Here is a 20,820-nt window from a genome sequence, read left to right as displayed (position 1 = left end):
CTGTCTGATGGCGGGCGTCGTACTGCTGACGATATACGGCGTGTCGCCGCGCGGCGGCTTGCGCCAGCGCGTGGCGTCGGTCGGGGCGCCCAGCGACCTGAGCGTCGCGTATCTGGAAGCATGGTCGAAGGTGCGGCCGGATAACGAGGAGTTTCTCTCGTTGCTCGGCGCGCAGTATTCGTATCTGGGACGCACCGCCGACACCGAGCGGATCGCCGCACGCATGGATGCGCTCGGCACCGACGACATGCATCGCACCGCGACGATGCTGCGTCTTTCGGTGGCGGAGCAGCGCACCTTTGCGATTCCCGAAGACGATCCGCGCCGCGCCCGCGAACTGAGCGATCTGCGCGTGCATTTGCAGGAAGCGGCAAAGCTGCAGTGGGCGCCGAAGGACCTCGAATGGCTCGCACAACGCGCGGCTGCCGTCGGCCTGCCCGATCTCGCGGTGCAACTTTACGCGCGGCTCTCGGCTAACGATCCCGATGGCCGCAACAAGTGGGACACGCAGATCACGCGCTACGCGCTGCAAGTGGGCGACTATCGCGCGGCCGCGGATGCCTGGTTCCGTCAGCAGGCTGCGGCTCGCACGCGCGACGAACAGCGCCGTTGCTTCGTGGCGGGCCTGCGCGCGTTGCAGTCGGGCAATCTGCTCGACGACGCGCTTGCCGCGGCGGATGCACATGGCAGCGCGCTCGCCGACGATCCGGCGACGCTCGTCGTGCTGCTGAATCTCGCGCGTGCCGCGAACCGGCCGCAAGCGGTCGATCGCTACGCGAAGATGCTGGCGCGCTATACGTCGAACGAATTGCGTGAGATGCCGCCGCAAGGGCTGCCTTCGCCCCGCGCGCAATACGCGTATATGGACGGACCTGTCGCGCGGCCCGGCGGCTTCGTGCTCGCGAGTCTGCGCGAGGCGATGCACGGCGAGGCGCAAAACCGGGGCACCGTGCGCGTCGTTCGCATTGCGACTGCAGCGACCCCGGCAAGCCGAGCAACACCGGCAACCCAGACTAACCCGGACCCCGGCATCGCAAACACCGTATTCCAGGCGTTCGTCGAATCCGGCGACCTGCCCAACGCGCAGAAAATCGCCGCGCAGCAGGTGCAGCGCGATCCGCGCTCCACAGTGTGGGTCAAGCGACTTGCTGAAGTGGCGGAATGGAATCGCGACCCTTCGCTCGCGCTGAAGTCGTGGCTCGAATATGCACAGGTGTCAAACGATCCCGTTGGCTGGCAAAACGTGCTGCGTATCGCACCAATGCTCAACGACGACGAAGCGTATCTCGTCGCGCTGGTCCACCAGGCGCGCGCGAAGCCCGGCGACATGAAACTCGTCGACAGCGTCACCGCCACCTATGAACGTCTTGGCCGGCCCGACGACGGTCTGGCGTTCCTGCGTTCGCTGCCGCGCGGCGCGAATGCCGATGCGATCGATCAACGTATAGGCGCGCTTGCCGAGCGGGCAGGGCACGACGAAGAGGCGCTCGCCACCTACCGCGCGGTGCAGGCCCGTCATCCGAACGACGCAACGGCCGCGCTGCGCACGGCGAGTGTGCTGTACCGCAAGGGCGACTATCGCGCCTCGCTCGCCGCGTTGTCCGCCGCGCGAGCAGGCGCAAAAGACGGTGACGAAGTTTTCTGGCGCAACTACGCCGAACTGGCGCGACTGCAGCAGCGCGACGACGACGCTAACGAGGCGTATCGCCACCTGCTCGCGAACGGCATGGCGACGCGGGAAGACCTCGGCGAAATGACGGATTTCTACGACCCGTATCCGATCGACGCAGGCCGCATTGCCGAGTTGCGCTTTCATCGCGAGCACACGGCGCGTGCGTTGCGCGACGCGATCTACTACTACCTCGACGCGCAGGCATTGGACCGGATCGCGACGCTTCTCGCGAATCTCACACCGGACGAGCGCAAGACCGCCGACGCATCGCCTGCATTGCTGGGCGTACGCGCCGAATACTATCGCCTGATGGGTGAGCCGCAAAACGCGCTCGCCGATCTGAAGCGGGCGGTGGACCTGCCCGGCGCGGGCTCCGACGTGAGCGCCGCGTATCTATGGACCCTCGTCGACTACGGCAGCGACGCGGATCTGCGCGCCGCGCTCAAGCGCTGGCGCGGCAATGCCGTTCAAAGCTCGGCGTTGTGGGGTCCGTTCGCCGCCGCCGAAATGCGGCTGAACCGGCCCGTCGCCGCGCTCGACTATCTGCGCCGGCAGGCGGGCATGATGTCGCGCGATCCGCTGTGGCTCCTCACCTATGCCGACGCACAGGAACAGTCGGGGCACGCGGGGCAGGCCTGGACCATCCGCAAGAAGGTGTGGCTGCAACTGCAGGACGAACAGGCGAAGCTCGCGAAACTCCACGGCGCGCAGCGCGCTTCGATGCGTGGCCGCGCCGCGCAGGACGCCGAAACGGCCGCCGATCTGCGCGGCCGGCGTGTGACGTTATCGACGGAGTTTGCAACGGGTGACGTCTCCGCCGCATTGCTCGACGACCTCATGTCCACGCACGCGAGGCCAGCCGACATCGCGCAACTGCGCCGCACCCTGATCGGCAACGCGAAGGGTTTGCCCGGCGGTGCGCCGATGCAAGGCGCCGATCTGCCGCAAAACCCGCAGGTGCGCGGCGCGGTTGCGAAGGACGTCGCGGTTGCATGGGCGCTGTCGCACGAAAGCAATCCGCTTGCGAAGCGCTGGCTCGCGCAGCAGTATGCCGAACGCCTGTCGCGTCCCGCCGACGCGCGGCTCACGATTGCGCTCGCCGAGAACAACGTGGGCGAGATGGAGCGGCTGCTCGACCTGGAGCGCTCGCGCTTGCCGGTCTACGACCGCATCGACGCGACCATCGCCGTCGATCATCCTGATCGCGCGCAGCAGCTCGCATTCGACGCCCTTGGCGGCGCGCCAGAAGACACCGAACTTCACACGCGGGTCACGGAGACGACGCTCGACTGGCCGCAATCGATCGACGCGAATGTCACCAACTACGTCGAGCATCCGCTCGATTACGTCGAGGCAACGCTTGCCGGCAGCCGCAAGATCGCCGAGCGTTATCTCGTTGGCGTAACTGCGGTCCAGCATTTTCAGCATTCGACCGACATCACCCAACTTGTCAACGTGCCCTCGGTGGACCGATGGCTCAACATCTACGGCGAGCGGCGCACGCGCGACACGTCGTTCACGATCACGGGCGGCAGGCGTGTTGCGTCCGCCTCGTTCTACACGCTCGATCTGGCGGGAGAGGTGGGCCGCAACTCGGCCCTGACGCTCGGGCTCCGCGCGGGCCGCAATCAGGTTGCGGACGAAACCCAAACGCTGCTGGTCGGCGGCATGAAAGACAACGTGATCGGCGATTTCACATATCGCATGACGCAGCACATCACGCTCACAGGCAGCGTGGAGGCGGACCGTTTCTACAGCCAGGCGCGCACCTATATGGGCAGCGGCGTGCTGTCGACGGGCGAGGTGAGTTACCGGATTCCCACGCAGTACCCGGACTACACGCTGCGCGCGGTCATCACGCATGGCGGCTATGGCGCAAGCGGCCAGGCGGATGGCCTGATCTCGCGTCTGTTGCCGGTCGCGCTGCAACCGGCCACGCCGCGCGACTTCATGCCCGACACCTATACGCAGTACGGCTTCTTCTTCGGCGCGGGCAACGATCTGCTCGAACAGTACACGCACCGCTGGCGGCCTTTCTTCGACGTCGGCCTGCTGCACGATTCGATACAGGGCTGGGGGCCGCAAATGAGCGTGGGTATCGCAGGCACCGTGTTCGGCGGCGATCATGTCGCGGTGTTCCTGCAACATCAGCGCGTGTCGAAGATCGGCACGCCTGTCACGGTGCTGGGCGCGCGTTACAGCTGGTACTACTGATTACCGATTCTGTTCGACTGACAACGCGGGCGTATCGCGCCTGCGACGAATAACGACGTTACTGAGGAGTGGTTCGATGAACAACATGAAAAGATGGTCCGGCCTCATCAAATGGTCCGCGGCGGTGACGGCCACGGCACTCGTGCTCGGCGCGTGCGGTTCCATCCGCCAAACGGGCTCGCCGGCGCTGGGCGCCAAGGACTCGGTTGCGGTCGTGTCGATGGCGAACTTCACCGAAACACCGGCGGCGGGCAGCAGCGCGGCTGCGATCGCGGCCAACACGCTGCGCGCGAACGGCCTGACGGATGTGCGGATCGCTCCCGCCGATGCATCGGCGAACGCGATGTTCGATACCGCGCAGCGCGATCTCGGCGAGAAAAAACTCGCATGGGCGCGTGAGCAGCATGTGAAATACGTGCTGACCGGCGCAGTGGAAGAGTGGCGCTACAAGGTGGGCGTGGACGGCGAGCCGGTAGCGGGCGTCACCTTCGAACTGATCGACGTCGCATCGGGTCAGGTGGTCTGGAGCGCCACGGGTTCGAAGAGCGGCTGGACGCGCTCGAGCCTTGCAAGCGTCGCTTCGTCGTTGATCGGCAGTCTGTTGTCGCCGCTGCGCTCGCGTGGTTGATCCACGCGCTGCGCAGGCACGCTGTCATTCGTATCTCGAGATGTCATGAGGAGTCGGCCGTGAATACCGTCACCGCGCAATCCGCCGCCAGTGCGGCGAAGCCGCGCCATTCGAATCCGCTCGGCAACCTGAGCGCGTTGCGGCGCATCGTTGCGCCCGCGGTGGCTCGGCCGTTTTCAATTGTCGAGACGATCGTGTTCGTTGCGGCGGCCGGCGCGTTGAGCTGGGCGCTCGACCGCAACGACCCGTTCCTGCTGCATACTGGTTTTCCGTGGCTATGGTTCGCGCCGCTGATCGTCGCGTTGCGCTACGGCACGCTGCTCGGCTTGCTCGCCTGCGCGATGCTGATCGGCGCATGGCAGGTGCTGATGCGCGGCAGCACCGACGCATGGCCGACGCTGTTCTTCACCGGCGGCCTGTTGCAGACCATCGTTGCAGGGCACTTCGGCGATACGTGGGGCAACCGGGCGCAACGCGCGAACGCGTTGAACGACTATCTGAACGACCGGCTCGTCGCAATTACGAACAGCCATTACCTGATGCGCCTGTCGCACGAGCGGCTCGAAAAAGATCTTTTGTCGAAGCCGACCACGCTGCGCGATTCGATTACCGAACTGCGCCGTCTGTCGGTCGCGCACGGGCTCGATAGTGCGAAGGACGTGCCGTCGCACGATCTGCCGGGCGCGCACGCGCTGCTCGAATTCGTCGCGCAGGCATGTCAGATCGAAGTGGCCGCGCTGTACCCCGTGCACGGCGGCAAGCTCGGGCGTGAAGCACTCGCCCGGATCGGCGATGCGTTCGATCTCGACCCGCGCGACGAACTTGTCGCGCGGGCGCTCGAAACGCAAGCCGTCGCGCATCTGAAGAGCGGCGAGCATTCTTTCACGAACACGGGCCTTCTCGTGTGTGCGCCGATGATCTCGGCGGACGGGCGGCTCATCGCCGTGCTGACGGTCAAGCGCATGCCGTTCCTGTCGCTGAACTTCGACAACCTGCAATTACTGCTGGTGCTGCTCGGCTATTACGCCGACGGCGTCGAACACTCGCAGCAGGTACGCACGATCCTCGATGCATTGCCCGACTGCCCATACGAATTCGCGCTCGACGTGAGCCGCCTCACGCGCCTCGAACACGCGGCGGGCATTACTTCGTCGCTCGTCGCGCTGGTGTTCCCGCACGACGACGAGGGCGACTCGTTCTTCGAGCATGTGATGCGTCGCCGCCGTGCTCTCGATCTGATGTGGCCGGTCAAGGCCGAGGGGCAGTCGGTACTGATCAATCTGATGCCGGCAACCGATGCGACCGGCGTGGACGGCTATCTCGCGCGTATCGAAGCGAGCCTGCGCGCGCAGTTCAATCTCGATCTCGAAGGCGCGCGCATCGGCGTGCATACGCTGCATCTCGGCGGCGAGCCGGGTCCGGCGTTGAAGCGTCTTCTCGTGCGCAGTGGCGTCGATGTCTGAAACCGTGCGCCCTCACTCCATAGGCCGCGCGTCGCGCGTACTTCGCGCTTTCGTCGGTCTCGCCGCTTTCGCCGGCATCGTGCTCGTCGTGCTGGTGCAATGTGCTTTGGTCTGGCGCGTCGCGAACGGGCAAATGGCGTTCGACCCGCTGCTGCCCGTCGTCGCGATCAATCTGATCGGCGGTGCATTGCAGGCGCTCCTGTTTCGCGCGCTGTTACCGCAGCACTATCGCGAGCCGCGCGGCTGGAGCTTGTTGCTGCTGTGGCTCGGATGCGCATTCGTGCCGCTGTTCGGCGGCCTCGTCGTGCTTGTGAGTTGTGCGTGGGCCGCCTGCTATCCGCGTTCACACAGCGGCGAGGAGCTGGACGATGTGCCGGCGCCCGAATTCGTCACGCACCTGATGTCGCGCGTATCGCATGGCGGCGGCGCGCGCTTGCAGGCGCGCATCGTCAATACGCAGGTGAATGCGTCGGATCGCCTGTCGGCGCTCGTCGCTATCCAGAGCATGCCGACCCGCACCACGGGCACGCTGCTGCGCGAACTGCTTGCGGACCCGGTTGAAGACGTGCGCCTGATTGCTTACGGCACGCTGGACCAGGCGGAAAACGAAGTGACGCAGCGCATTTTCCAGACCGGGCAAAGCCTCGAGATGGCCAGCACCGACGATCAGCGTCACGCGATCAATCGTCAGCTTGCGGAGTTGTACTTCGAGCTGATCTATCAGAACCTGGTGCAAGGCGCCGTCTACCGGCACACGCTCGAACAAGCCGATCGCCACGCACGCGCGGCGCTCGCGATCGACGACGGCGACGCCGCGCTGTGGATGATTCGCGGCCGCCTCGCTCTGGCGAACGACGCCGCAGACGAAGCGGCCGACTACATGGCGCGTGCCCAGGCGCTGGGCTTCCCACGCGAGCGTCTGGTGCCGTGGCTTGCCGAAGTCGAATTCCTGCGCGGGGATTTTGCGCGCGTATCCGAACTGTTGGCGTCGCTCGGCAATGCCGCGACGCTGCCGATGCTCAAACCTGTTGCGCGTTACTGGTCAACATGAAACCCTCACTGCTGCGCCGCGCCGCGGACGCCGATGTCTGCCTGCTGCTCGAAGGCACGTTCCCCTATGTGCGCGGCGGCGTATCGAGCTGGGTCAACGGCATGATCCGCTCGTATCCGGAGCTGCGCTTTTCGATCGTGTTCGTCGGCAGCCGCGAAGAAGACTACGAAGGCGCGGCGTATGCGCTGCCGGATAACGTCGCCCATTTCGAAGTCCACTATCTTTACGAAGCGGCTCATGCCGATAAAGACGCGTCGCGTGAAATTCCCGGCGACGCGCAGGCATTCGCGCGCTCGGCCGCATTGCACGACGCATGGCGCAACCGCGGCAGTTCCGACACAGCGTCGGACCCTGGCGCGCTGATGGCTGACATGGTGCAAATGATCGGCGACAACGGACCGCTGAACGAGGAGCAGTTCCTGTCGAGCCGCGCCGCATGGGACTTCATCGTCGACCAGTACGATCGGTATTGCACGGACCCGTCATTTACCGACTACTTCTGGACCGTGCGCATCATGCACAAACCGTTGTGGCAGCTTGCGCGCGTCGCGGAGCAGGTGCCGCCGGCGAAGGTGTACCACACGGTTTCGACGGGCTATGCGGGTTTTCTCGGCGCGCTGCTGCATTACCGTAGCGGTCGGCCGCTGCTGGTGTCGGAACACGGCATCTATACGAAAGAGCGCAAGATCGATCTGCTGCAGAGCCAGTGGATACGCGACAACCGCGGCGCATTCGAGCGCGACATCTCGAAGATCAGTTACTTCCGCGAACTGTGGGTGCGTTTTTTCGAAGCGCTCGGCAAGCTCGCCTACGACGCCGCCGACGACATCGTCGCGCTGTACGAGACCAATCGGCAACGGCAGATTGCAGACGGCGCACTCGCTTCGCGCACGCGCAACATTCCGAACGGCGTGGACGTCGACGCACTGGCGCCGCTCGTCGAACAACGCGTCGCACGGCCGCGCAACGTAGTCGCGCTGATTGGCCGCGTGGTGCCGATCAAGGACATCAAGACCTTTATTCGCGCGCTTTTTGTCGCGTCGCGAACCATGCCGGATATCGAAGGCTGGATCGTCGGACCGGAGGAGGAAGATGCGGCCTACGCGCTCGAGTGCCGCGCGCTGGTGCAAAGTCTCGGGCTCGCAAAGAACGTGAAATTCCTCGGGTTCCAGCGCATCGACGAAATCCTGCCGCGAGTGGACGTCATCGCGCTGACGTCGATCAGCGAGGCGTTGCCGCTCGTGGTGCTGGAAGGCTTTGCAGCGGGCGTGCCTTCCATCACGACGGATGTTGGCTCGTGCCGTCAACTGATCGACGGTTACGGTGACGAAGACCGCGCGCTGGGCTCGGCCGGCAGCGTCGTGCCCATTGCGAATCCGGCAGCGTTCGCGCAGGCCGTGCTCGATCTGCTCGGCGACGAACCGCGCTGGCTCGCGGCGCAGCAGGCGGGCCTTGCGCGGGTGCGGCGTTTTTACACGAAGAAGCAGATGATCGATCAATACGGCGTGCTGTATGAACGGCTGACGGCCGCGCCGACACGTGACGGTCGCGAGAGAGGCAACGCGGCCGCTGCGCACGGCGGCTGCCCGATGCATCACGGCAACGCGCAAACCCAACCGCAAGAGGTGCGCTGATGGCCGGCATCGGTTTCGAGCTCCGCAAGATACTCAAGCACCAGACGCTTTTCGGCGTCGCGCGCGCCTATGCGTACGCGGGGCTGATCAGCTCCGGGCCGCTCATTCTGTCGATCTTCGGTATCCTGATCATTGGTGTGCTGAGCCTCGCGTTCGTGATTCCAAAGTACGCGATCGTGCAGTTCCAGGTGTCGGTGACTTACCTCGTCGCGTGCAGCCTGATTCTGACCGGGCCGCTGCAACTGTCGTTCACGCGCTTTATCTCCGACCGCCTGTTCGAAAAGCGCGACGACCTCGTGCTGTCGAACTATAACGGCGTCGTGCTGATTTCAACGGCAGCCTCGGGCGTGCTCGGCGTGATCGCGGTCGCATTCGGCTTTCGCGGCGAGTCGCTGATCTACCGGCTGCTGATGGTGGCGGGGTTCGTGGTCGTCAGCAATATCTGGATCGCGGTGATTTTCCTGTCGAGCGTCAAGCAGTATCGGCAAATCCTCTATGTGTTTGCGCTCGGCTACGGCTGCACCGTTGCGTTCGCGTTGATGCTCAACCATCATGGACTGCCGGGGCTGCTAGGCGGCTTCGTGGCGGGTCATGTCGTGCTGCTCGCCGGGCTGTCCGGGCTGATCTACCGCAACTACCGCAGCGAACGCTTCATCTCGTTCGAGGTGCTGCAAAAACGCTTTGCGTATCCGAGTCTTGCGCTCGTCGGACTGCTGTTCAACCTTGGCGTGTGGATCGACAAATTCATGTTCTGGTACGCGCCCGACACCGGCGCGCGCGTGATCGGACCGCTGCACGCGTCGGTGATCTACGATATTCCCGTATTCATTGCATACGTGTGCGTGATGCCCGGCATGGCAACCTTTCTCGTGCGGATCGAAGCGGATTTCGTCGAGTACTACGACCGCTTCTATGACGCAGTGCGCAGCGGCGCCACGCTGCGGCATATCAACGACATGCGCGATATGATGGTCGGCAGCGTGCGGGCAGGGCTGTACGAGATCGTGAAGGTCCAGACGGTCGTGCTGCTGTTGATCCTCGCGTTCGGGCACCTCGTGCTGGAAGCATTGGGAATTTCAACGCTGTATTTGCCGCTGCTCATCGTAGATGTGATCTCGGCAAGTTTGCAAGTGCTGCTGCTCGGCTTGCTCAACGTGTTCTTTTATCTCGACGCACGCCGTGCCGTGCTCAAACTCACGGCGGCGTTCGTCGTGCTGAACGCACTGTTCACGGGCATCACTCTCTGGCTCGGGCCGGATCTATACGGCTATGGATTCGCGCTCGCGCTGCTGCTCGTCGTGATGGCAGCCGTGACGCTGCTCGACCGAAAGTTCGCGTCGCTCGAGTACGAGACTTACATGTTGCGCAACCAGGCGGGGATTCGCGGATGAGTATCGGAAAACGTCAGCGCCACGACATGTATGCGTTTTATCGGCGCGTAGTATGCGCGGCGCGTCTGGTGCTGGTGGGCTTGCTGTCTTCGATTGCACATGAACGCGCGTGGGCCGACGCGGGAGCGGGGCCCTCGATTGCGCTCTTTTATGGCACGCAGCCGCCGGTTAGCCAGTTGCGCAACTTCGACGTCGCGGTGGTCGAACCCGACAGCGGATTCGAGCCACTGAAGCACAAGAATCCGGACACCGCGTGGTTCGCTTATGTGAGCGTAGGAGAGGTGGAGCCGCAGCGTCCGTATTACGCTGCCATTCCGAAGGCCTGGCAACTGGGCGACAACACGGTGTGGGGCGCGAAGGTGATCGATCAGGACGCGGCGGACTGGCCCGCGTTCTACGTGGAGCATGTGATCGCTCCGCTGTGGAAGAAAGGCTATCGCGGCTTTTTCCTCGACACTCTGGATTCATACCAGATCGTCGCAAAAACGGACGCGGCGAGAGCGCGGCAGGAGCGTGGTCTCGTTGCCGTGGTCCGCGCGATCAAGGCGCGCTATCCGCGTGCGCGGCTGATTTTCAATCGCGGGTTCGAGATATTGCCGCAGGTTCACTCGCTGATCTATGCGGTCGCATTCGAATCGCTGTACCGAGGCTGGGACCAAGCAGGGAAGCGCTACACCGAGATCACGCAGGCCGATCGCGACTGGCTGCTCGCGCAGGCGAAAACGATTCGCGAGCAATACCGGCTGCCGGTGCTCGCAATCGACTACTGCGCGCCGGCCGACAGCGTCTGCGCCGTCGACACCGTCAACAGGATCAGCGCTGCGGGCCTTGTTCCATACGTCACGGACGGCGGCCTGCAGACGGTCGGCGTGGGGCCGGCTCGCGCGGGGAGGCAGTGAGCGGTCGAAGGTAGTCCGCTTCAACGCAACTGCGTGACGGCCAGCAACAACACCATGCTGCCGATCGCGCCATCCAGCACACGCCATGCGCTTGCCCGGCGAAACAGCGGCGCAAGGGCTCGCGCGCCGTAGCCCAGCGCTATAAACCAGACGCAGCTCACCGTCATCGCACCGACGGCGAACGCGACGCGTGCGCCGTCCGGTTCGCGTGCCCCCGCAGTACCCACCAGTAGAAAAGTGTCGAGATAAACGTGCGGGTTGAGCCACGTGAAGGCGAGCGTCATAAGCACGATGGGCATCGCGCGTTGCGCGGGTTGTGCGCCTCGGTTCGCGTCGGCGTCCATCACCGCATGCCCGGGCCGCATTGCGCGGCGCAATGCATTGATGCCGAACCACGCGAGATAGGCGAGGCCAACGTACAGCATGACATGCACGAACACCGGATAACGCTCGATCAGCACCGACGCGCCGCCGACACCCGCGCAAATCAGAATGCAGTCCGATACCGCGCAAAGCGCGACGATCTTGCCCACGTGCGAACGCATGATGCCTTGCCTCAGTACGAAGGCGTTTTGCGCGCCGATGGTCACGATCAGCGACGCACATAACGCAGCGCCGTGGGAAAAAGACAGCCAGTTCATAGCGGATCCAGTAGACGGGAGAAGCGAATATGGCTAGTCTGCGGTTCTGTGCTTCATAAGAGAAGCTAATTTCGCTAACGCCGATTAAGGAACGCTAATGCTCGACTATGCGTTGCTCGACGCGCTCGCGGCCGTCGTGCGTCATGGTTCGTTCGACCGCGCAGCGAGTGAACTCAACGTCACGCCTTCGGCGGTATCGCAGCGGGTGAAACTGCTCGAGGAGCGAGTGGGCAGTGTGCTCGTCAAGCGCGGTCAGCCGTGTGTGGCGACAACTTCTGGCGCGTTGCTGTGCCGCCATACCGAACGCGTGCAACTGCTCGAAGCGGAATTGACCGGCCGCGTGCCGGCACTGCCGGGCGGTCTGGTCGAAGCATGGCCGACGCTGCGCGTGGCGGTGAACGACGACAGCGTCGGCACCTGGTTCATCGACGCAGTTGCGCCGTTTTGCGCCGAACGTCAAATGCTGCTCGACTTGGTGATCGACGATCAGGATCACACCGCGCAGCGGATTCGCGACGGCAGCGTGCAGGGCGCGGTGACCACTCAGGCAGAGCCGGTGCAAGGGTGCCGCTCGACGCGTCTTGGGCGCATGCGGTATCTCGCGGTCTGCTCGCCGGCGTTTCTCGCGCGTCATTTCGCGGACGGCGTCACGCGCGACAGTTTGCGGCGCACGCCGTGCGTGGATTTCAATCCGAAGGACCAGTTGCAAAAACGCTTCATGCGCCGCATCACGCGAGCGGAGGTCGATCCGCCGTTGCACTGGATTCCGCACGTCGCCGGCTTTCTGCGCGCGTGCGTGACGGGTCTCGGCTGGGGCATGTGTCCCGAGCGCATGATTGCGTCACATCTGGCGAGCGGCGAACTCGTGGATATGGCGCCAGGCAAGCATATCGACGTCGATCTCTACTGGCAGAGCTGGCGTCTGTCGATTGGCTGGCTGGACGACTTCAGCGCGGTATTGCGCAAGCGCGCGGCTGAGTTTCTGGATTGAGCGGCCTCGCCGCCACGGCCCGGCATGCGCCGGGCGGCGCACAGGCCGATTGGATCGGGAGTCCGGTTCTGCCTGCGGTGCAACAGCGCCGCGGGCAGAACCATCACGACTCACCTGACTGCCGACCCACCGCCGTCTGCCACCGGCGCGCTGTCTTCTGCCGCTGCCGCATCGCGCGTCTCCGGCATCGCCGCCCACACCAGCAAGACCGCCAGCGCACCTGCGGCGGCCAGTCCGAAAAACGCGACCGCATTGCCGAAATGATCGGCGATGAATCCGGCCGCGGTCGTACTCAGCGTCGCGCCGATGCCCGCGGCTAGCCCGAACAAGCCGATGCACAGGTTGTAGCGGCCCTTGCCGCCGGCCACATCGGCGGCGATCAGCGGCAGCATCACACCGAACACGGCCGCGCTCAAACCGTCGAGCATCTGCACGGGCACGAGCAGATAAGGGCTGCTGATTCCGGCGAACAGCAGCGCGCGGATCGGCAACGCCGAAAAGCCCAGCAGCAGGATAGGCCGGCGTCCCCAACGCTCGGCGGATCGGCCGACCCACGGGGACATCATCGCGACGATCGCCTGCGGCACGATGATGCACGCGGCGATCACGAGCTGCACGTTGTCGCCCATGCCGGCTGTCACTTCGCCGGCGGCGAGATTGAGCATCGCTGCATTGGACAGATGGAACAACACAATGCATGCGGCGAACAGCAGCATGCGCCGGTCGCGCAGCAACTCGCGCAGGCTTTCGCGGCGCTCGGTCTCTTGCGGCGTCGGCGCCGCTTTCGGCAACTGGATCGTGTCGGTGCGCTGGATCATCGCCAGTGCGAACAGCGCGGGCACGGCGAGCCCCGCAGTCAGCCAGAACACCGCGCGCGGCGAATAATATTCGCCGAATACGCCCATCAGCCCGGCCGCAACCGCGCTGCCGATCGACGCCCAGCGCGCATTGCGCCCGAGCCGGTCGCCGAGATTCGCACGTCCGACGAGCGCAAAGGAAATCGCGGCCAGTGCCGGCGTCAGCATGCAGCTGGCGAAGCCGTGAAAGACCTCGGCGGCGATCACCGGCAGCACAGTCGGACTCGTTGCCAGCAACACCGCGCTCAGGATGATCGCGAAGATTGCCCAGGCGGCCGCGCCCTTCTTGTTGCGCAACGCGTCGACCGCGGCGCCGCCCGGCACCTGACTCACCATTGCACTGATCGTGCCGACCGACAACGCCATGCCGATCTCGCCCTGCGTCCACTTGTGCGACGCGAGATAAGACGCGATGAACGGTCCAAAACCCGTCTGCACATTGGCGACGAAGAAGTTCAGCCAATCGAGCGCGCGCAGGCTTCGCGCCGTAACCAGAGTGCGGCCTGTCATCGGACCGCCCGTGCGTTGGAAGCGGCCGTGGCTGTCGGCCCGGACGCAGGCGCGGCAGCGGCAGCGGGCGCTGGCTGGGCCGGCGGCGCGGGCGGCGCGGGCGATACCGCGCGAATCGGCTTGTCGTTCGCGTAGGGTGGCGTCGCGTTGATCTGCGCATCGCTCAAATCGATTTGCGGATGCAGTTCCTTGTCTTTCGCGACGAAGCGCAGCGCCGACCAGTTCGCGGCAATCGTGCGCCGCTCCGTGCTCACCATGCCGTTGACGTCCAGCACGACTGCCTGCGGCTGCGCATTGGCGTCGATCAGCACGTCGATCACGCGGCCCACTTTCGCGCCGTTCGAGCGCTCGACCGTCGCATCGATCACCGGTAACTGCATCGCCGCGTTCGCCTTCGCCGGATTTACCGGAGTCGCCGACGGAATCAGCGTGATCGGCGCGGCTTTCGCGGTCGGCGTGAAGCGGAATGCGTTCCACGCGAAATTGACCTTGCGATCGCCGACCCCGAGGAAACCTTGCAGATTCACCACGACTTCGCGCGGCTTGCCGCTCGCGTCCGCGATCATGTCGATCGCTCGCCCGACCACTTTGCCGTCCGGTTTCTGCACCTCGCTGTCGAGCAGCGTATGCGCGTCGTTGCGCTCGATCGTGCGCAGCACGATCAGCGGCGGGGGCGGCGGCGGGGGAGGCGGCGCAGCGACGACGGGCGGCGGCGGCTCGACTTTGTGCGGCTTGACGACCGGCTTCTTCGGCTTCTTCGGCTGCTCGGGTTCGGCGGCTTCGGTCTCGACCGGCTCGGGCGCGGAAGCGGCCACCGGCGCGCTTGCGGCTTCGACCGGCATGACCGTGGCTTCGACGATCGGCGCCTGCTGCGTTCCCCACAGCAGACTGCTGCAGCCGGACAGTGCAAGAAGCGCCAGCAGCGCGAACGCCGCGAGGATCGTATGACGCCAGGCAGGAAGCGAGAAGCCGCCACTCATCAGGAAAAACTCCATGGACCGGTGCGGCTGTAGAGCGCCGCGATTGAACAGTACGGCCCAGAGTTTAACCCGCGACGTCGAGCGGTCCGCTTTTGAGGGCCATGTGAGGGGCATGCCGCAAGCACGGTTCATGCCGCGCCGCACACGACCGCCACGCGCGACGGGCATCTCGGAACATCCATCAAGCTCTCAAAACGCTTTCACATGCCGATCAGAAAGCGCAATAAGCCGTAGGTGTTAACGCGCGGATCGCACATGCGCTTTGCCGTCGCTTGGACGATATAACTGCCGCGACATGCCCAGCATGCCATTCATGCGATGGGCGATATATTTGGGTTGCCCTACATTTCGAGACACAAACGGGACACGAAGCGCCCGGCGCAAATTAAACCAACGCAAAGAGACGAACCTGATGACGGCCACTTCGACGGCCGTTTCAGCATGCTGATAAAGGAGGCACTCATCATGATGGAACCCCACGCCCAGCCGCTTTCCGAAGCCGGCGCCGAATCATTCGACACCAGGGGCTTTCTCGACCGCTACTTCGAAATTTCCTCGCGCGGCAGCTCGCAGCGCCAGGAAATCGTCGCGGGCATCACGACCTTCCTCGCGATGGTCTATTCCGTGTTCGTCGTGCCGGGCATGTTCGGTAAAGCGGGCTTCGACACGAGCGCGGTATTCGTCGCCGTGTGTCTCACGACCGCGTTCGGCTCATTGCTGATGGGGGTGTGGGCACGCCTGCCGATCGCGATCGGCTGCGCGATTTCGCTGACCGCTTTCACGGCGTTCGGTCTCGTGCTCGGCAAGGGCTTGCATCCGACAGTCGCACTCGGCGCGGTATTCCTGATGGGTGTCGTGTTCACCGCGATCTCGGTGACGGGCGTGCGTTCGTGGATTCTGCGCAATCTGCCCACGGGCATCGCGCACGGCACCGGCATCGGCATCGGGCTGTTCCTGTTGCTGATCGCCGCCAACGACGTCGGGCTCGTCGTGAAGAATCCGGGCGCCGGTTTGCCGGTCTCACTCGGCAATATCACCGCACTGCCTGCACTGATGTCGGTCGCGGGGCTCGCCGCGATCTTCGGGCTCGTGCGCCGCCGTGTGCCCGGCTCGATTCTGATCGTGATCATTGGCATTTCGGCAATTGCGCTGCTCGTCGATCCGGCCGTGTCGTTTCATGGCGTATTCGCGGTGCCGTCGTTGAGCGCGCCAGGGCACGAGTCGTTGATCGGTGCGATGGACATCAAGGGCGCGCTGTCGATGGCAGTGTTGCCCAGCGTGCTCGCTCTGGTGATGACCGCCGTGTTCGACGCTACCGGAACGATTCGCGCGGTCGCCGGCCAGGCGGGCCAGCTCGATGAAAACGGCCGCATCATCAACGGTGGCCGCGCGCTCACGGCCGACTCGGTCAGCTCGATTTTCTCTGGCCTGCTCGGCGGCGCGCCAGCCGCGGCATACATCGAATCGACGGTCGGCGTGGCGGCCGGTGCGAAAACCGGCATGGCGGCAGCGGTGGTCGGCCTGCTGTTTCTCGGTGTGATGTTCTTCTCGCCGCTCGCGAGCCTCGTGCCGTCGTACGCGACAGCGCCCGCGTTGATGTATGTCGGGCTGCTGATGCTGTCCAATGTCAGCAAGCTGCATATGGACGACATGGTCGACGCGATGTCGGGTCTCATGTGCGCGGTATTTATCGTGCTGACCGCGAATATCGTGACCGGCATCATGCTCGGTTTCGCAACACTCGTGATCGGCCGCGTGGTGAGTGGCGAATACCGCAAGCTGAACGTGGGCACGGTGGCGATTGCGATTGTGCTGGTCGGGTTCTATCTCGGCGGATGGGCGATCTGATTCGCTCAGGACGTCGCGGCGCAGCCGCGGCACGCTGAGTCATTTGCTGTAACGCGAGCACGGCGGAGTATCCCGGCGTGCCGGTCTGGACCGTAGTCGGTTGTTCTCCCTGACGCAGCACGTCGCAATGTTCAATCGGCGCGTGCCGCGTTTCTTTTTGCTCTGTGCGGGCGCCGGTTTTCTGCGTGCTCCGGAGAAACTGCGTACCTGTTCTTGACATTCGCGAGTTCGTTTCTAAACTTAACCTCATGGTTAAGTTTAATGAAGCACTGCTCGATCGCACCTTTGCGGCGTTGTCGGACCCTACGCGGCGTGCGTTGCTTGCGCGTTTGTCCGAAACCGAGCTGACGGTGAGCGAGCTTGCCGAACCGTTCGCCATGTCCTTGCCGGCGGTGATGAAGCACCTCGACGTTCTCGCGGGGGCCGGCCTCATCACACGTAGCAAGAACGGCCGCACGGTCGCGTGCCGACTTAGTGCCGGACCGATGGAAGAAGCCATGGCGTGGCTCAGCCGCTACGAGCGCTTCTGGGTGAAATCGCTCGATCGTCTGGCCGCTTTCGTCGAAGAAGACGAAGCGCCGCGCGCGTCAAAGCCAGGCCGCCGTGTCGCTGCACTGTCTACACCCGGGCCGCGCAAATCTTCGCCGTCACGAGGGAAACGGCGCGGCTCGTGACGCGCAGACCAGTCCGCCGTGCGCGAGTCGTCGATGAGTTGCACGTGCCGCGTATTTACATGCCGTGTACGTCATTGGGAAGGAGGCGCAGATGGAATCGATGCAATCACCAAAGCAATCGCAGCAAGACCCGCAGCACCGGGTCGGCTCGCGGGAGGAATGGCTGGAGGCGAGCAGGGCGCTGCTGGCGGAAGAAAAAGCACACATGCGCGCCGGTGACGAACTCGCCCGCAAGCGCCGCGAACTACCGTGGGTGAAGGTGGATAAAACGTATGTGTTCGATACGCCGCAGGGACGCAAGACACTTGCCGATCTCTTCGACGGGCGCAGTCAGTTGATCGTTTATCACTTCATGCTTGGCCCGGATTGGGAGGAGGGTTGCGTTGGCTGTTCGTTCCTGTCGGATCACATGACCGGGATCGTCACGCATCTGGAACATCACGATGTGTCGTACGTGACCATCTCGCATGCGCCGATCGCCAGGATCGAAGCGTTTAGAAAACGCATGGGCTGGACGTTCCCGTGGGTGTCGTCCGACGGAAGCGATTTCAATTTCGACTATCACGTGTCGTTCACGCCCGAACAACTGGCGAGCAAGAAGGCCTTCTATAACTTCGTCGAGCAGGACGTCGGCATCGACGAACTACACGGCCATAGCGTCTTCTATAAAGACGCGAACGGCGACGTTTATCACACGTATTCCTGCTATGGCCGCGGCGACGAGCGGTTCATCAACACATACGCGCATCTGGACGTCACGCCGAAAGGGCGCAATGAAAAGAGCAGTCTTATCGATTGGGTCAAGCACCACGACCGCTATGAAGAGAAAGTGACGAACGGCGGCGGTTGTGCGGCTTGCGGTTAGTGAATCTGCGAGAGGAGGAATGGAGCGCCGCGTGGCTACAGTGCCATGTCGAACCCAGGCTTGAGAAACAGTTCGATCGCCATCACGGCGAGACCCATTAAAGCTGCTGACAGCGTCAACGTGCCGTATTCGTCGTAGCGTGCATCGTAAAGGCACGCCACGACGAACAGGATCGCCAGCAGGTTGGTCAGCCAGTCGAAATTCAACGCCAAAGTCATCGATCAAATCCGGGCTCGTGTGGGGCTCGAGCATCGAGCCGCGCGGGTCAGATGAGCAGGATTCTATCGAGCCGAGCTTACGGATTCGCAACGCCGGCGCTTACACAAATTACGACGAAAACCGAGGACCTACGCCGCCGGGCCGGACATCATGTCGTGCTCGATCCAGTCGATCACCGACGTGCGTTTGGGCTGCCAGCCCAACAGCTTGCGTGCGCGCTCGCCGCGTACGCGGCTATTCGAGCCGAGCCCGTACGAAGCCATTTCGTAGCCCCATTCCTTTTGCGCTTCTTCGAGCGGCCAGTCTTGTGGCTCGCCGAGCTTCATCGCGCGCGCGATGGCCGCGCTCATTTCGCGGAACGACGCTTCGCCGCTTTCGACGAAGTAGAACGTGCCGGCCGGGCTTTTCTCCAGCGCGAGACGATAAAGCTCGGCGACGTCGTCGATATGGACGTTCGACCACGTGTTGCCGCCGCTGCCCACGTGTCGCACGACGCCGCTCTTTTGAGCCTGTCGCACGAGCCGCGGCAACTGCACGCTCGCACTGCCCGCTACCGCACCGTGGCCGTAAATCAGCGTGTTGCACAGCACGGCCGAGCGGATGTTCTGTTGCGCGGCTTCGAGGACCCGGCGGTCGATCGCGACGCGCGCGGCCTTGTCGGCGGTCGGCTCCGGCAGCGCATCTTCGTGATAGATGCGCGCTTCAGCCGCTTCGCCGCCCGATGCGTCGCCGACGATACTCGAACCGCTCGTGTGCAGGAACGGCTTGCCCGAGCCCGAGAGTCCTTCGATCAGCGCGCTCACCGCGCCTTCGTGATCGCTGCTGGCGGCGTTGATGACAGCGTCGGCAGCTTGCGCCTCGGCAATGAGCAACGCGCGGTCGTCGAGCGTGCCGATAACCGGCTCGATGCCGAGCCGTTTCAGTTCGTCGCTATGTTCGGGCTTGCGAATCAGACCGCGCACCTGATGACCGGCGCGCACGAGATGCGCCGCAATGGAACCGCCGATAAAACCGCCCGCGCCTGTAATGAATATCTTCAAGACCTTCTCCTGAGTGGAAATCTGATGACAGGCAAGCAGTATCCGCCGTCTTCATTCTCGCAAAAAGCGTGTTAGTCTCAAATCAATCTTGACTGTGAATCAACAATGAAAACATCCACCGACGAGTTGCTGGTGTTCGTCAGCGTGATCGATAGCGGCTCGATCACGGCGGCTGCGGAAAAGCTCGGGCAGACCGTGTCGGGCGTGAGCCGCGCCCTCACTCGCCTCGAAAAGAAGCTGGACACGGCGTTGGTGAGGCGCACGACACGCCGTTTGCAATTGACCGAAGAGGGCGAAAGCTTTCTGCAGCGCGCCCGCGCGATTCTCGACGCGATGGAAGAAGCCGAGGAGTCCGTCACGCGCAAGCGCCTCAGGCCTTCGGGGCGCTTGCGCGTCGACGCGGCGTCGCCGTTTATGCTTCACTGCATTGCGCCGCATATGAAGGCATTTTCCGAGCTGTATCCCGAGATCCGCCTGGAGTTGACCAGCAACGAGCGGATCGTCGATCTGCTGGAACAGAAGGTGGATATCGCCATCCGGATCGGCGCGTTGCAGGACTCCACGCTGCATGCTCGCGCACTCGGCAGCAGCAAACTGCGCGTCGTCGCGAGTCCCGCGTATCTGGCCGAGCACGGCGAGCCCAGATCGGTCGATGCCCTGGGCGGGCATCGGCTGATCGGATTCACGGCGCCGGAGCATCTGAACCGCTGGCCATTGCGGGAGCGGAGCACAGGCAAGGGGAAGGGGAACCGCAACGGCAACCGCAACGCCAACGCAGAGCCGTTCAGAATCGAGCCGTCGATCACCGCATCGAGCGGCGAGACCTTACGGCAACTCGCGCTGTCGGGCTGGGGCATCGCGTGCCTCGCTGAATTCATGATAGCCGCCGATGTCCGCGACGCCCGCCTGGTGCCGATTCTCGGCAATGTGCTACTCGACGAGCGCCAGCCAGTCAGCGCGGTGTATTACCAGAGCGCGTCGCTCGCGGGGCGTGTGCAATGTTTCCTGGATTTCATGGCGGCACGCGTGCAGTTGTAGCGCTGCATCCAGAACCCCAAGTTGTCGGTGGAAGCCCGCAGCTCGCATGAGCCGGCGGGCTTCGTTGCGTTATGGGGTGATTTTCTCAAGCCGCTCATCGATGCCCGCCAGGGTTTTTGTCCACATGGCGGCCGCGATTTTGGACGTGTATATACAAGTTGGTCGGTGTTGACGGCAGTACCCTGGATCCGCGCTGGCGGCGGGC

At 63.9% G+C, this 20,820-nt stretch carries 17 protein-coding genes; 12 read left to right on the top strand and 5 right to left on the bottom strand.

What is annotated here, in order from left to right; translation table 11 throughout:
• The first annotated feature begins 7 nt into the window (after positions 1–7).
• The 7 genes from OH764_RS10340 (at position 8) to OH764_RS10310 (ending at position 10,952) form a co-directional block, all read left to right on the top strand.
• Positions 8–3,886 (top strand): tetratricopeptide repeat protein, encoded by a 3,879-nt coding sequence (locus tag OH764_RS10340; protein ID WP_498848801.1) that lies wholly within the window; start codon positions 8–10, stop codon positions 3,884–3,886.
• A 76-nt stretch (positions 3,887–3,962) separates the two neighbouring features.
• On the top strand, positions 3,963–4,514 hold the full coding sequence (locus OH764_RS10335) for a penicillin-binding protein activator LpoB (RefSeq protein ID WP_498846719.1): 552 nt from the start codon (positions 3,963–3,965) through the stop codon (positions 4,512–4,514).
• Between the two features lie 59 nt (positions 4,515–4,573).
• Positions 4,574–5,977 (top strand): PelD GGDEF domain-containing protein, encoded by a 1,404-nt coding sequence (locus OH764_RS10330; RefSeq protein ID WP_498846718.1) that lies wholly within the window; start codon positions 4,574–4,576, stop codon positions 5,975–5,977.
• Positions 5,970–7,028, top strand: coding sequence for a hypothetical protein (locus tag OH764_RS10325; protein ID WP_498846717.1), 1,059 nt, complete (start codon positions 5,970–5,972; stop codon positions 7,026–7,028). Before OH764_RS10330 ends, OH764_RS10325 begins: the two co-directional genes overlap by 8 nt.
• On the top strand, positions 7,025–8,662 hold the full coding sequence (pelF, locus tag OH764_RS10320) for a GT4 family glycosyltransferase PelF (protein WP_498846716.1): 1,638 nt from the start codon (positions 7,025–7,027) through the stop codon (positions 8,660–8,662). Before OH764_RS10325 ends, pelF begins: the two co-directional genes overlap by 4 nt.
• Positions 8,662–10,053: a pellicle/biofilm biosynthesis Wzx-like polysaccharide transporter PelG gene (gene pelG, locus OH764_RS10315; protein ID WP_498846715.1), complete on the top strand. Its 1,392-nt coding sequence runs from the start codon at positions 8,662–8,664 to the stop codon at positions 10,051–10,053. Before pelF ends, pelG begins: the two co-directional genes overlap by 1 nt.
• On the top strand, positions 10,050–10,952 hold the full coding sequence (locus OH764_RS10310) for an endo alpha-1,4 polygalactosaminidase (protein WP_498846714.1): 903 nt from the start codon (positions 10,050–10,052) through the stop codon (positions 10,950–10,952). The genes pelG and OH764_RS10310 overlap by 4 nt, the downstream gene beginning before the upstream one ends.
• A 20-nt stretch (positions 10,953–10,972) precedes the next feature.
• On the opposite strand, the gene OH764_RS10305 is transcribed toward OH764_RS10310, so the two are convergent.
• A complete protein-coding gene (locus OH764_RS10305; protein WP_498846713.1) occupies positions 10,973–11,593 on the bottom strand; it encodes a LysE/ArgO family amino acid transporter in 621 nt (206 codons plus the stop codon).
• A gap of 97 nt (positions 11,594–11,690) precedes the next feature.
• On the opposite strand from OH764_RS10305, the gene OH764_RS10300 reads away from it, so the two are divergent.
• Positions 11,691–12,584, top strand: a complete 894-nt coding sequence (locus OH764_RS10300; protein ID WP_498846712.1) for a LysR family transcriptional regulator ArgP — start codon at positions 11,691–11,693, stop codon at positions 12,582–12,584.
• A gap of 110 nt (positions 12,585–12,694) precedes the next feature.
• Here the strand turns inward: OH764_RS10300 and OH764_RS10295 are convergent, their stop codons facing one another.
• Together OH764_RS10295 and OH764_RS10290 are read right to left on the bottom strand one after the other, a co-directional pair.
• On the bottom strand, positions 12,695–13,951 hold the full coding sequence (locus OH764_RS10295; RefSeq protein ID WP_020069893.1) for an MFS transporter: 1,257 nt from the start codon (positions 13,949–13,951) through the stop codon (positions 12,695–12,697).
• On the bottom strand, positions 13,948–14,931 hold the full coding sequence (locus OH764_RS10290; protein ID WP_498846711.1) for a PRC-barrel domain-containing protein: 984 nt from the start codon (positions 14,929–14,931) through the stop codon (positions 13,948–13,950). Before OH764_RS10290 ends, OH764_RS10295 begins: the two co-directional genes overlap by 4 nt.
• Positions 14,932–15,396: 465 nt before the next feature.
• On the opposite strand from OH764_RS10290, the gene OH764_RS10285 reads away from it, so the two are divergent.
• From OH764_RS10285 to OH764_RS10275, 3 genes are all read left to right on the top strand, one after another.
• A complete protein-coding gene (locus OH764_RS10285) occupies positions 15,397–16,779 on the top strand; it encodes an NCS2 family permease (protein WP_498846710.1) in 1,383 nt (460 codons plus the stop codon).
• Positions 16,780–17,027: 248 nt separating this feature from the next.
• The gene (locus OH764_RS10280) at positions 17,028–17,453 is read left to right on the top strand and encodes an ArsR/SmtB family transcription factor (RefSeq protein WP_498846709.1); all 426 of its coding nucleotides are present in this window, start codon (positions 17,028–17,030) and stop codon (positions 17,451–17,453) included.
• Positions 17,454–17,544: 91 nt separating this feature from the next.
• Positions 17,545–18,318, top strand: a complete 774-nt coding sequence (locus OH764_RS10275; protein ID WP_498846708.1) for a DUF899 domain-containing protein — start codon at positions 17,545–17,547, stop codon at positions 18,316–18,318.
• Positions 18,319–18,353: 35 nt separating this feature from the next.
• Here OH764_RS10275 and OH764_RS10270 read toward each other — a convergent pair whose 3' ends face one another.
• A complete protein-coding gene (locus tag OH764_RS10270) occupies positions 18,354–18,536 on the bottom strand; it encodes a hypothetical protein (protein WP_027777354.1) in 183 nt (60 codons plus the stop codon).
• 129 nt (positions 18,537–18,665) lie between these two features.
• Positions 18,666–19,577 carry an NAD-dependent epimerase/dehydratase family protein gene (locus OH764_RS10265; RefSeq protein ID WP_110405226.1) on the bottom strand — a complete coding sequence of 304 codons (912 nt, stop codon included), beginning with the start codon at positions 19,575–19,577 and terminating at the stop codon, positions 18,666–18,668.
• Positions 19,578–19,682: 105 nt separating this feature from the next.
• Here OH764_RS10265 and OH764_RS10260 point away from each other — a divergent pair, with 105 nt between their 5' ends.
• The gene (locus tag OH764_RS10260) at positions 19,683–20,615 is read left to right on the top strand and encodes a LysR substrate-binding domain-containing protein (RefSeq protein WP_498846707.1); all 933 of its coding nucleotides are present in this window, start codon (positions 19,683–19,685) and stop codon (positions 20,613–20,615) included.
• The last annotated feature ends 205 nt before the right edge of the window (positions 20,616–20,820 follow it).

It is taken from the genome of Burkholderia sp. M6-3, assembly GCF_050858985.1.
GTDB classification, from domain to species: domain Bacteria; phylum Pseudomonadota; class Gammaproteobacteria; order Burkholderiales; family Burkholderiaceae; genus Paraburkholderia; species Paraburkholderia caledonica.
This window is presented reverse-complemented; position numbering and strand designations above follow the sequence as displayed.